The 13,289-nt window shown below is 44.8% G+C and carries 7 protein-coding genes and 1 pseudogene; 4 read left to right on the top strand and 4 right to left on the bottom strand.

Annotated elements, in window-relative coordinates:
* Window positions 1-1,393 (top strand): Ig-like domain-containing protein (locus QUB24_RS11850; RefSeq protein ID WP_333153355.1); only part of this gene is annotated, 1,393 nt, incomplete at its 5' end.
* A 383-nt stretch (window positions 1,394-1,776) separates the two neighbouring features.
* Here the strand turns inward: QUB24_RS11850 and QUB24_RS11845 are convergent.
* The 4 genes from QUB24_RS11845 to QUB24_RS11830 form a co-directional block, all read right to left on the bottom strand.
* Window positions 1,777-2,481: a rhomboid family intramembrane serine protease gene (locus QUB24_RS11845; protein ID WP_333153354.1), complete on the bottom strand. Its 705-nt coding sequence runs from the start codon at window positions 2,479-2,481 to the stop codon at window positions 1,777-1,779.
* Window positions 2,482-3,176: 695 nt separating this feature from the next.
* Window positions 3,177-4,274 carry a DJ-1/PfpI/YhbO family deglycase/protease gene (locus QUB24_RS11840; RefSeq protein ID WP_333153353.1) on the bottom strand — a complete coding sequence of 366 codons (1,098 nt, stop codon included), beginning with the start codon at window positions 4,272-4,274 and terminating at the stop codon, window positions 3,177-3,179.
* Between the two features lie 137 nt (window positions 4,275-4,411).
* Window positions 4,412-5,170 carry an SDR family oxidoreductase gene (locus tag QUB24_RS11835; protein WP_333153352.1) on the bottom strand — a complete coding sequence of 253 codons (759 nt, stop codon included), beginning with the start codon at window positions 5,168-5,170 and terminating at the stop codon, window positions 4,412-4,414.
* A 258-nt stretch (window positions 5,171-5,428) separates the two neighbouring features.
* A complete protein-coding gene (locus tag QUB24_RS11830; RefSeq protein ID WP_333153351.1) occupies window positions 5,429-9,289 on the bottom strand; it encodes a PAS domain S-box protein in 3,861 nt (1,286 codons plus the stop codon).
* 243 nt (window positions 9,290-9,532) lie between these two features.
* On the opposite strand from QUB24_RS11830, the gene QUB24_RS11825 reads away from it, so the two are divergent.
* From QUB24_RS11825 to QUB24_RS11815, 3 genes and pseudogenes are all read left to right on the top strand, one after another.
* On the top strand, window positions 9,533-11,707 hold the full coding sequence (locus QUB24_RS11825) for an EAL domain-containing protein (RefSeq protein WP_333153350.1): 2,175 nt from the start codon (window positions 9,533-9,535) through the stop codon (window positions 11,705-11,707).
* A gap of 178 nt (window positions 11,708-11,885) precedes the next feature.
* The gene (locus QUB24_RS11820; protein WP_333153349.1) at window positions 11,886-12,833 is read left to right on the top strand and encodes an NAD(P)-dependent alcohol dehydrogenase; all 948 of its coding nucleotides are present in this window, start codon (window positions 11,886-11,888) and stop codon (window positions 12,831-12,833) included.
* Window positions 12,834-12,961: 128 nt separating this feature from the next.
* Window positions 12,962-13,289: pseudogene (locus QUB24_RS11815) on the top strand (hypothetical protein); the annotation flags it as partial.

The following is a 13,289-nucleotide window of genomic DNA, read 5'->3' as shown; positions in this document are numbered from 1 at the left end:
GACAACCACGAACCCCACAACGGATCCATTGCCGGTACAGGTTCCGGGTACGAGTCCGAGTCCGACTGCGGGCGCGACAACTCCGAGTCCGAGTCCTTCGATCGTCCCCACTCCCACTGCGGCGCCCCCAACTCCTCCGCCTTTGGGCGGGGGGCCGAGTCCGCCGAGTTTTACATCTCCGACTCCTAACCAGCCGCCGATCGTGGAAGCGGGCAAGACGGTGACTGGTTTGCAGAATTTGCCTCTGTCTCTGAGCATTTCGGCGCCCAGCGACCCGGAGGGCGATCCACTGTCGATCGCGGTAGTCGGACTTCCCAATCCTACTTTTGGTCAGGTAATTACCGGTACGAACCCGATCGCCGTGAACCAAAAGTTAACCGTTCAGGATTTACTCGGGCTGAAATTCCAACCTGGAACAAACGCGATCGGGCCAGCCGGTTCTTTCAGCTACAGCGTAGCTGACGACCAAGGCGGCACGGCAGCAGCGTCAGTGGCGATTAACATCAATTCTTTCGATACCTCCGTAACTGTTCCAAGTACCCTGTCGCCGATTGCTGTCAATGACGGCATCGTATTTACGAGTACGAATAATTCGCTGCCCACTTTCATCGATGTACTGGCCAACGATTCCAGCCCGCAAAAAGGGACGCTCAACATTATCAATGTCAGCACACCGCAACTGGGGATAGCTGTAAATCTTGTCTCTCAAGTGCAATTCATCCCCGGCAACGTAGCGGGTACAACTGCTTTCACCTACAGCGTCAGCGACGGATTCGGGACAATTCCGGGCGTAGGTACTATCACAGTTCAAATCTTGCCGGCAGATAGCGGGCCTAACAATTTAGTTGGGGGTTCTTTGCCCGACAATTTGGACGGTTTGGCGGGCAGCGATACTATTGATGGTCAAGGCGGCAACGATACGATTAACGGCCGTGTGGATAACGACGTGCTCGTAGGGGGCCTCGGCGCAGATACCATGACGGGGGGCGGCGGCGGCAATCAATTCCGCTATACCAGCCCTGCACAAGGTGGGCAGGCTTTTGATGCGGCTTCTTCGGCGGCGATCGAGGCTGCGATCGCCGCGGGCGGATACGATGTGATTACTGATTTTAACGGTCTCGGTGTGCCGATCGCCGATCAGTTTAATTTTGCCCCCGGATTTGCGAATCTGGGCGGTAACAGCCAAGTTCTGCTGAATGTGCAGACAACTGTTTCTGCAAATATTCTGGGAGGAAGTGCTTTCTTGTTTGCCTACGATTCCGGCGGCAATACTTACATCATTTATGACGGCAATGGCAATAACCTCACCGGCAGCGATTCTCGCATTTTGGCGAAGTTAAATGGTGTAACTGGGGTTTCTGCTCTTTCGGAATTTGACTTGACCTTTATCTAGGAACATAAGAGGTTTGAAACCGCAGATTAAGGCCGATAAAAACAGATTTTGTTGGCAGTTTATCTGCGTTTATTTGGGTTCATATCATGTCCGGTCGATTAACCATGATTCCTGTAAGGGCGGGTTCACGAAGATATTGAATAGAAACGGGAAAATCTGTAAACCCTTCCTAAGCCTTTAATCGCGTTCAATCGATCGGACATGATATCACGGTGGTGAAAAAATCAATCTGATTATCTTCAGAAAACCATCCCAACAAAGAGCCAAGCATAGCACCGAGCTTTGAGAAAAATCAGAGGTTTGAAACTGCAAATAAACGCAGATAAACGCAAATTTTGTTAGGAGTTTATCTGCGTTTATTTGCGTTCATCTGCGGTGAAAAATCAAATTCGATTATCTTCAGAAAACAATCCCAACAAAGGGCCGAGAATAGCGCCGAAAACAAAGCCGCCGGCGTGGGCCCAGTAGGCAACTCCCCCGGATTCCATGCCGACACTTGCCGGGGCATTCAAGGAAGCCAAGCCGCTCAATGCTTGCTGTGCAAACCAAAATCCTAGAAAGAAGAAAGCGGGAACTCTGACAGTGGTAATAAAGATTCCCAAGGGCAGCAGTGTCAGGACTTTGGCTTGGGGATATCTGAGAATGTAAGCTCCCATCACGCCTGCGATCGCGCCGCTAGCACCTAGGGACGGAATGGCAGATGCTGAGGAAAAAAACCACTGAGTTAGTGACGCTAAAACGCCGCAAGTAAGGTAAAATATTATAAATTTGACGTGTCCTAAACGGTCTTCTACGTTGTTGCCAAAAATCCACAGAAATAACATATTTCCCGCAATGTGGAGAAAGCCTGCGTGCAGGAATTGGGAGCTAATTAGTGTCGTCCATTCGGGAAATGGCGAAACTGGCAGAGCCACCCGACACATATTGCTTAACTGGCAAGGAATTACGGCCCAAGAGTAGAAAAATTCGGTTAATTGTCGATCGCCCAAACTGAGTTCGTACAAAAATACTAATATGTTTGCGGCAACCAGCCCGTAGGTGACGTAGGGAGTGATAGTAATGGGATTTTCATCGCGTAAGGGAACCACAGCCTTTTTTTCCTCATCAAAATATTGGCAACACAGTAGCGCATTTATAGCCCATGTGTCTCCTGTCTAAAGGAAGAGGGAACAAGCCAATCGATTTTAGATTTTAGATTTTAGATTTTAGATTTAAAGAATTGAAGATTTAAAGAATTGAAGAAAGCGACCTCATATCATTTCCGGTCGAGGGAACGCGATTGTTGTAGGGGATCCCCTCACCAACAATACCTGCCAATAATTGACAATCTCAAAAACCCGCCCCGACCGGGATATTATGGTTAATCCATCGGACATGATATTACGGATATATCCGAGGGCTGGTTAATCGATTTGAGATTTGAGATTTGAGATTTGAGATTTTAAGAATTGAAGAATTGAAGAAAGCAACTTTACGGATGTATCCGGGGGCTGGTTATCGGATACTATATTTTTTATTTGTACACGGATGAATCCGGGGGCTTGTACCGCCCCCGGATGCAGCAAGCTTCCTTCAAACCCCCCGTGTTCCGGTGAAACAAAAATAAAACCCATTTAATAAAACCCTCCACCTTGCAGTTAGTTGAATATCTGCTTTTTAGTCTTGGGTTTTATTTTACCGCAAAGGCGTATATTGTAGGATTGCAGAGCAAGTTTGTAGTTGCGATATTGGTGCGAGTTTTCACCTTTCAACAAAACTACAAACTTATTGATACTCTTGCTGATTACATTTTTACAGCGGGGCTAGTTGAAGGTTTAGGCGACTTAATTTCCTGGGAAACTGCACGGGCGCGGAAGAGTTTAGCAACGACTTGTTCACACTTAGACAAATCCGATTCTATTTCTGTCAAAATAGCCGTTGATACCGGATCTGTGAACTTCACCCGCAGGTTGTTGATATCGACAACACCAGTTTGCAAGTCACCCAGAGTGCTCCGCAGTAAGAACGTTTCATCGGTTCCTTGCATAGAAGCTTTTAATTTAGCGTACTTGTCAGCAATTTGGGCAGGAATTGAGGGTTTTTCACCGAAATCGTTGAGGCGACTTTCGAGAGCGATGATGTGGTGCTGTTTGTTTTGAATCATTTCTTTCAAGAGCGATCGCAAATCGCTATCTTGCGTTTTTTCCGCATAATTTTGAAACGCTTCGCAAGCATAGCGTTCCCCTGCGAGGGCGGTATTCAAACCTTTAACAATGTCGCCTTGTGTAGAACCTCCCCAACCATTAGCTAATTTCCACCATTCTGCATTTGTGTCAGTTTCTTCTGGCAAACCGACTTCTTTTCCGCCGTAACCGAGGCGAGCCATAATTGCGGTGGTAAATATTGCTAAATCTCCAGGTTGGCGGGAAGTGATCAAGTTGCCGTCAACTACTAAAGCTTCGTTGATGTAGTTAGCCCCGGCATTAATCATGTCTGTTTTAATTGCCAAGAAACCAGTCGCATTTTTGCCTTTCAGCAAGTCGGCTTCAATCAAAACTTGCGGGCCGTGGCAAACAGCAGCGACGATTTTTCCTTGCTCAAATGCTTCTCGTACAAACCTGACTGTGTTGGGATTAGTCCGCATTGTATCGGGAGCCATGCCGCCAGGAATTATCACTGCATCGAACTCTGCGGGCACTGCTTCTGTGGTAGTTCCGTCAGCTTGCTGGGCAACTTTTCCTTGTTTTCCTGCATACTTTTCGTTTGTCCGCGAACCGAGGACAACTACATCAAAATTTGCTTGTTTTAAGGCGTTGTAAGGAACTAAAAATTCCGAATCTTCAACTCCATTTTCAATGAGTATGGCAACTCGTTTTGTGTTGCTACCATTATCGGTTGTCATAATCAAATTTCCTCAGACTATCTTTTTATCTAACCCTAAATGATTTATGATGTTTTTAGCGTCTTGCTAAAGTGATAAATTAGTTGGTTTTAAAAGATGTCAGCGTGAGCCTTGAGAGGTATTTTACAGTAATTGTCTCAATGCACGTAAGAGGCTCCGTTAATGTCGATCGTAGTCCCGGTAGCGTGCGTAGCCAAACCGGATGCTAAAAACGCGATAACATTAGCAACATCTTGAGGAGGAGCGATTTTGCCGATCGGGATATCGCGAATAATATCAGCTTCACCGAACTCCTGAATAAACTGATTAGACATTTCTGTACTGACAAATCCCGGTGCAACTGTAAAAGCCAAAATATTATCAGTCGCAAACCCTCTAGCAATGCTGCGAGTTAAAGCAACAATAGCACCTTTAGAAGCAGCGTAGTGCAGATAATTCGGGTCATCGCCACGAAAAGCAGCGCGACTTGCTATATTAATAATTGTACCGACCCGGCGAGTTTGAAAATGCAAAATAGATTCCCGGCACAAATCGGCAACGGCAACTAAATTAACTTGTAGAGTTTGCTGCCAAGCTGACGACCAAATATCGAACTCGTCCTCGATACCCGCTGACTGCATAATCCCCGCATTATTAACTAAAATATCAATATGACCGCGCCATTTTAAAGCATCTCGCCACAAAATCGAGGCCGCATTTTCCACCATCAAATCGGCCGCCAATAAATAACAGCGATCGCCCGCAACACTTGCTGCGATCGCTTCCGCTTCTTTCTGACTGCGAAAGTAATGCAAAATCACCTCAGCCCCAGCATTAACCAGAGTCCGCACCGTCACGGCACCAATCCCTTTCGAGCCACCTGTTACTAAAATTACCTTTCCGGTTAAATCAATCATTTATGTCTCTCTTTTCTCTTTCTCTGTGACCTCTGCGCCCTCTGCGGTTAGTAAAAAAAATCAATCCCCTTCACACACGAAATAGAATTGCTATATGATACAGCACATTCCATCTAATGTGTATGCCATTTCCTCATGCTGATGGATATCTGCAATAGACCTATCCAAAAACTTCTAAATCCTTTCCCATGTTGGTGTCTATTGGAAATATAGCCACTGCTTACAGCACCATAGGTTCTTTGTCCTTAAACTCGATAACTACAGTCGATTCGGCAGCAAAGGTCGAATCAGCTCCATAATTCGGTCAGAATTAAAATTATTGATATAATCCGTTAGTGCTTTGGATAAACCTGCTTGAGATTCGGGAATTTGTAGGATTAATTCGTTCATAACTTCCGTATCGAGATAGTAAGCGGCGTGATACATTTGTTCTAACCAGTGAGGGGGCATCATGGATAGATATTCTACAGACACCGTTTCAACTAATAGTTGTTGTGGATTTGGTTCTACGACTTCGTAGATATATTGTACTCCCAAATATTTAGCGAGTTTGTCAAAGATGTCTCTCTGCTGAAATGGCTTGGTTATAAAGTCGTTACAGCCAGCCATAAGAACTTTCTCTCGATCTTCTTCCAAAACACTGGCAGTTAAAGCAATAATGACAGTTTCTTGGCTCTGAGGGCGTTCTCTAATATATTTAGTAGCTGTGTAGCCATCGACGATCGGCATTCGTAGATCCATCAGAATCAGGTGCGGCAGCCAAGTCTCGCACAGTGAGAGCGCCTCCACTCCCTGTTTTGCTTCTCTCACCTCAAAACCAACCGAGGTAAGGAGCTCGACTAACAAGCGGCGATTTTCTTCTAAATCTTCAACAATAAGAATGCGGTAAGTCAGTTGTCCGGGAGCTAAACCAATTACTCTTTGATTAATTAATTCTGGGGGTAAGGATTCTGCTTGAGGTAACTGTACACCAATCTCAAAAGAAAAAGTGCTACCTTGGTTCAAAGTGCTTTTAACCCGAATTTGACCGCCCATGAGTTTGACGAGTTTTTGACTGATCGCTAAACCAAGCCCACTGCCTTGACTCAAATTCTTCCCGGCTTCGGCTTGCACAAATACCTTAAATAGGCTATCAATTTCTGTGGGCGCAATTCCCACGCCTGTATCCTCAACTTCAAAACATAGGTGACAGGATGTTTTGTCTCTTTGTGCTGCTCTTACCCGTAGGGTGACGCTTCCTTGGTTGGTAAACTTAATCGCATTACTGAGCAGATTGACCAAGACTTGATATAGTTTTTTCTCGTCGCTATGCACAAATTGAGGAATGTCGGGAGCTAGCTCGAAAATGAGTTGCAATTCTTTAGATTGGACTTTAACTTGGAACATTTCTTCAATAGAAGTCAGCAAACTTGTCAAATCAAACTCAGAAGGATTGAGGGTCATCCGTCCGCTCTCTATTTTGGATAAATCTAAAATATCGTTAATCAAGTCCAATAAATGTCTACCGCTACGATTGACAATCTGTAAACGTTCTTGGAGAGAAGGAGTCAGATTTCTCTCATAGCTCATCAATTGCGTGAATCCCAAAATTGAGTTGAGGGGGGTGCGGAGTTCGTGGCTCATATTGGCGAGGAAGACAGTCTTGGCTTGGTTTGCTTCATTTGCCTGCTGAAATTCCAACTCAGCTTGTTTACGATCGCTAATGTCAATTAAATATCCCAAGATTTCTACTGGTGTACCTGAACCATCTCGAATTAGCCTAAGCTGAGCGAGCATCCAGCGATAAACCCCATCGGAGCGACTCAAACGGTATTCGTGGAAGTAAAAATCATTAACGAATAGATTTGCTAACCCATTAACCACTGGTTCTACATCATCTGGGTGTAAGTGATTCACCCAAAATTTAGAATCTTCTAAAAACTCCCTGCTTTCGTAGCCCAATACATCTTTGATATTTTCGCTGATGAAAGTTGCTCCATAATCGCCAGCAGGTTTACTGCTAAAAATGACCACGGGGCTGTAGTTTAGAAGAAAGTTGAGGCGATTTGTGGTAGCTTGCAAGGCTTGCTCAGCCAGTTTTAGCTCTGTTGCGTCCTCCTGAACGGCAACATATACAGTTCCGTATTCAGGATGCTCAAACCGGGATGTATTAACTCTGCACCAAAAGAGAGTTCCATCTTTCTTTCTATTGTGGACTTCATATTTCGCTTCCCCGGTCTGTTCAATTTGAGTGACAATATCTAGAACGGTTACATCTGGTGTAACGTTTGTATCGACATAATTCAAGACACTAACAGATTGACCTGCAAGTTCGCCATCTGTGTAGCCAAACATAGCGTCAAATGTAGGATTGGTGTAGACGATCGTGAGGTCTGAGGCTTTGACTAAACACAATCCTCCTGCCATGTTATTCATGATAACGCTTTGAAGCTCTAGCGTTTTTTGAGCTTCTTTCCGAGCCGTAATGTCTTGGATTTGAGCAATAAAATGCAGTGGATTTCCCTGTCCATCTTGTACTAGCGAGCCATCCAGAAGAATCCAAATTATATGTCCTTGTTTATGGAAATACCGTTTTTCCAGTTGGTAAGTTGAAATTGTGCCTGCTAATAGTTGATTTGCATAACTAAGATCCGAGTCTAAATCGTCAGGATGGGTAATGTCTTGGAAAGTTAACGCTAACAACTCTTCTGAGGAGTAGCCAAGAATCTGACATAAGGCAGGATTGACTTTAATCCAGTGCCCATCAAGTGAAACGATCGCCATCCCGATAGAGGCATCTTCAAACGCATGGCGAAACTGCTCTTCACTGTTTCGTAAAGCCATCTCAATTTGTTTGCGATCGCTAATATCGCGCATAATAACAGTAAATACCGTTTCGTCTCTCATTTCCAGCTTAGAAATAGAGGCTTCAGCCGAAAACTGCGTTCCATCTTGACGACGACCCAAAATCTCGCCTCGTTCTCCCATCCTTCGCGCTCTGGTAGAAGACTGTGCAAATTGTTTGATATGCTGCGGATGTGCATCTCTAAACTGTTCTGGCAGCAGTAAATTCAGTGGCTCCCCTAAAATATCCTCAATTTTATAGCCAAACATCTTTTCTGCCCCATGATTAAACAGGGTAATGCGTTGAGTGCGATCGACTGAAATAATTGCATCATTGGCGATTTCTAGAATTCCCGCAAAACGAGCCTGCGATTTTTGTAAAGCATCTGTTCGTTCAGTCACAAGAATTTCTAAAGTTTCGTTAAGTTTTTTAATTTCTTTTTCGGCTTGTTGGCGCTGGTAATCTATCTGGTTCAAAAAGCGAGCCGTCCCCAAAATGAGAATTGAGAACGTGAGAACCATAATAGTTGAACGCAATGTATAGCCAAAATTAGCGTTATACCAGCCTAAATTTTGTCCCTGAAGAGTGAACCAGTTCAGTGTCACTGGAAAGATCATCGCCCAAGGCAGCAACCACCGAACCATTACTCCGCCAACTAGGGGAGTTGTTACTACTTGCATTAATCCTTCCTTGGGGCGGAGCCATAAAATTCCTCCATAGAGGATGAAAAAGGTGACGATCGTGTTTAGGGATTGAGTCGTCGTAATTGTGACCAACCGTTCAAGAATATCGACATTGAATAGGTGTGCAAATAAAGCTAGTAGAGAAATTAAAGCTGCAACACTACTAAAAATCTGAGCCAACCAAGTATCCCGTTGGGAATTTTGCCCTAACAGTAACAGTGCTAGTCCCATCAGCACAAAATTTAGGGCGGTATTTATTCCCATTCTTCCCGGATACGGAGTCACTGAAGACACGAAATCTCGGAAAAGCCACTGATCAATACTCAGCTTCCAACCAAAAATATACTCGCTCAGCGTCAGCATACCGATGATGATTATCAATCCTGCCATCCCTTGAGCGATGCGATTGTGCAGTCGGGTTCTGTGGTACTGCAACAATCTCAAAGACGCTCCAGCCAGCAAAAAGCAAATTGCCGTGTTGGCTTTCATGGTCGAAGCCATACCGGGAAAACCACTTTTGAGTAGGGAGATGTCAAATTGCCAACCCAGCAGCACGAGACATCCGCTCGCAATGACGAGTAGACTTGCCATTTGAGAAATGTGCTTGTTCATAAATCGGCTGCTTGGCTTGAAACAATGTTCTTATGATGTTAGGCGAAGCGAAGAAGGGCAACCACGGGGGGACTGCCCCTAGCCGAACAATGCAGATTTTGTAGGGCTGCGCCCCCTTGCCAGCGCCATATCTCGGCTCGCAGGACTTTTTTCTGCCTAAAGTGACCTTTATAACCTCATACTTCAACTATACTATTGGTTCAGAGGCTTATATTCCTCTAGCAGGAAACTAGGGAAATCAGTATGATTGTCGATAGAACTAGCGATAGGGTTAGCGATCTAGCTACAAACTACCGAGGCAATATTTTAATTGTTGACGATCTGCCTGATAACCTGCGTCTGCTCAGGGATACTTTGAGGGCAGAGGGTTATAAAGTTCGCAGTGCTATAACAGGGGCAATGGCGCTCAGAGCCGCCCAATCGCCATCGACGGAGTTAATCTTACTAGACATTAAATTGCCTGATATTGATGGTTATGAAGTTTGCCGACAATTAAAATCTGACGAGCGCACTGCAGAGATTCCAATAATTTTTTTGAGTGCGCTCAATGAAACTTTTAATAAGGTGCAAGGGCTGGCTGCGGGAGGGGTAGATTATATTGCTAAGCCATTTCAAGTCGAAGAAGTATTAGCTCGTGTCGAAACCCACCTAACTATTGGAAGGCTGCAACAAAAACTCCAAAAGCAGAATTTACGTCTCTTGATAGAAATTGAAGAACGGCAACGTCTCGAAGAGTCTCTCTTTGCCGAAAAGGAATTGGCTCAAGTGACACTGCAATCCATTGGCGATGCGGTCATTACTACTGATGCCCAAGGTAATGTGAGATATTTCAATCCTATAGCTGAGCGGCTGACAGGCTGGAGGGCTGATGAGGTTCAAGGAGTTCCTTTCTCTACAGTCTTCCTAATTGTCGATCAAGTGACGCGAGAGACAGTAGAGAATCCTATAAACAAGGCTCTATTAGAAGAGCGAATTGTGACCTTAGCTAACAATACTATTCTGATTTCCCAGGATGGAACCGAGTATCCCATTGCTGACTCGGCAGCACCGATTCGAGACCGCCAAGGTCAAATTATCGGGGCAGTCATGGTCTTTCATGATGTTACGGAATCGCGCTATCTCACCCATAAACTCTCTTGGGAAGCCAATCACGATGCCCTGACGGGGTTAATCAACCGTCGAAGATTTGAGCAGCACCTAGTTGATGCGATCGCCTCTGTTAAACATAGCAATCACCAGCACGCTCTCTGTTATTTAGATTTAGATCAGTTCAAAGTCGTTAACGATACCGCCGGTCATATTGCTGGCGATGAGCTACTGCGCCAAATCACCGCACTTATTCAAGAGGGAGTTCGTGCTGATGATATGCTGGCTCGCTTGGGAGGTGATGAATTTGGTATTTTGCTCAATCAATGTTCGCTCTCTCAAGCAACTCAAATTGCGGAAAACCTCAAAGACTTAGTGCATCAGTTTCGGTTTATTTGGAATGGCAAAACCTTTATCATCGGAGTCAGCATTGGAGTTGTTGCTATTGACCAAACCAGCCAAAATTTGATGGAGCTTCTGGGAGCGGCTGATGCAGCTTGTTATGCCGCCAAAGCCAGAGGCCGCAACTGTGTTCATATTTATAGTCTAGATGATGGCGAACTAATTAAACAACGTGGTGAGAGGCAGTTGATTTCCAAAATCACCCGGGCGCTGGAAACCAATCGTTTTTGTCTCTACTACCAAAAAATTGTCTCTATTACTTCTAAACCATTAGTTGAGCATTATGAGATTTTGATTAGAATGCTGAACGAAAATGGACAAATAGTATCTCCAGCTCAGTTTATTCCCGCCGCCGAGCGTTACGGATTGATAACTGAGATCGATTGTTGGGTAATCGAAACTTTTTTTTCTAACTATCACAAATTACCGGAGAAAGATATTATTAGTCAAGGCTTATACACGATAAATCTTTCGGGGGCTAGCATTAGTAACAATCAGTTTATGAGGTTTTTAATAGAACAATTTTCTCGCTACAAAATCCCCCCAGAGACCATTGGTTTTGAAATCACGGAAACCGCAGCGATCGCAAACTTTGAGCAAGCCCGATATTTCATGGGCGAACTAAAAAAAATTGGCTGTTGCTTTGCTTTAGATGATTTTGGCAGTGGGTTAAGTTCCTTTGCTTATCTGCTCAATTTACCAGTTGATTATCTAAAAATAGATGGTGCTTTTGTCAAGAATATTAGTCATAATTTGATTTCTCAAGCGCTCGTTGAAGGGTTTAATCGTATTGCCCATGCGATGAATCTTGAAACTATAGCTGAGTTTGTTGAAGACGATACTATCTTAGAAAAATTGCGGGAGATTGGAGTAGATTATGCTCAGGGTTATGGGATCGCCCGCCCCGTGCCTATTAATTTTAATCGCTAGCCATCGCACGCTTGCCAGCGGGCCCATTGCCTCACACCGGAGCCATGTCAGGAGGCCTCCAAGAGTCGATCGCCCGCTGCTACAAGGCTGCCTCAATTTACTGTGTCACATTTAGATCGAATGTGCTGTAATTGTAAAGGATTGAGTGTTCTATTGGAAATAAACCGGAAAATTTGCCATGAAAGCAGTTGCGTTCGATCGCTACGGTTCAGCCGAAGAATTGCAGTACCGAGAATTGTCCAAGCCGATCGCCAAATCCAACGAATTGTTAGTGCGAGTTCGCGCTAGCAGCGTCAATCCCGTAGACTGGAAAATCCGGAAAGGACACCTGCAACTATTAACAGGATTTAACTTTCCTCGAATAGTCGGTTCTGACATATCGGGAGTTGTCGTGGAAGTCGGCCGGGAAGTCACGAAATTTCAACCCGGAGATGAAGTTTATACTTTCTTAAATCCCATCAATGGGGGTGCTTGCGCCGAATATGCGGCCGTGCCAGAATCGGATGCAGCAATTAAACCGAAAAACATCACTCATGCAGAAGCAGCAGGAGTACCGATCGCAGGTTTAACTGCTTTGCAATCGCTCAGGGATTTGGGTCAAATTCAAGCAGGAAACAAAGTATTGATTAACGGCGCTTCCGGCGGAGTCGGCACTTTTGCCGTGCAAGTTGCGAAAGCAATGAATGCGGAAGTAACGGGAGTTTGCAGCGCTAAAAATAGAGAATTGGTCAAGAGTTTGGGAGCAGATTTTGTCCTGGATTACGAAGAAATTGACTTTACTCAACAAACCGATAAATATGATATAATTTTAGATGCTGTCGGGACAAGAACATTTGCTGAATGCGAAAAAGTGCTGCAACCAGAGGGAGTTTATATCTCGACTTTGCCGAGTTTAGACAACCTCGCACCGATGGTAACAAGCTGGTTTATATCGGGTAAAAAAGCTAAATTAATTGTCGCTAATGCCAACACCAGCGATTTAGGGGCTTTGCGGGAGTTAATAGAATCCGATAAAGTTGAGCCGATTGTCGATCGCACTTACAGCTTACAAGAAGTAGCAGCAGCCCACGCTTACAGCGAAACGGGCCGCGCGATCGGCAAAATTGCGATCGTGATTGATGGCTAAAAAAAATTATGGCTAACCAATGGGCTTAAAGTAAAAAGAGCGATCGCCCTTAATCCAGAAACTGATTTCTGCTACCACCTGCACCCAAGACTAATAAACGTAAAACCTAAATAAAATCAACAATACCTATGACTGTGCCCTCAGACTTGGAGACATCCGAACAAGGTTCCGACAACAACCTAGAACAAGTTAGCCGGGAAAATAGCATTGAACCCATCGCCGATGATTTAGTGGATGTCAGTAACTTAGAAGACGAAGAAGTTAGCGAGGAAAATAGCATTGCACCCATCGCCGATGATTTAGAGGCTGTCAGTAACTTAGAAGACGAAGCAGTTAGCGAGGAAAATAGCATTGCACCCATCGCCGATGATTTAGTGGATGTCAGTAACTTAGAAGACGAAGCAGTTAGCGAGGAAAATAGCATTGCACCCATCGCCGATGATTTAGTGGATGTCA

Origin of the sequence: Microcoleus sp. B9-D4 (assembly GCF_036705105.1) — a bacterium.
Taxonomy (GTDB): domain Bacteria; phylum Cyanobacteriota; class Cyanobacteriia; order Cyanobacteriales; family Microcoleaceae; genus Microcoleus.
The sequence above is the reverse complement of the archived record's forward strand: the minus strand, read 5'-3'. Positions and strand labels throughout refer to the sequence as shown.

Bases quoted from the DNA above. Each gene is read 5' to 3' on its own strand.
- QUB24_RS11840 (WP_333153353.1), bottom strand. From the start codon at position 4,274: ATGACAACCGATAATGGTAGCAACACAAAACGAGTTGCCATACTCATT.
- QUB24_RS11820 (WP_333153349.1), top strand. From the start codon at position 11,886: ATGAAAGCAGTTGCGTTCGATCGCTACGGTTCAGCCGAAGAATTGCAG.
- QUB24_RS11825 (WP_333153350.1), top strand. From the start codon at position 9,533: ATGATTGTCGATAGAACTAGCGATAGGGTTAGCGATCTAGCTACAAAC.
- QUB24_RS11835 (WP_333153352.1), bottom strand. From the start codon at position 5,170: ATGATTGATTTAACCGGAAAGGTAATTTTAGTAACAGGTGGCTCGAAA.
- QUB24_RS11830 (WP_333153351.1), bottom strand. From the start codon at position 9,289: ATGAACAAGCACATTTCTCAAATGGCAAGTCTACTCGTCATTGCGAGC.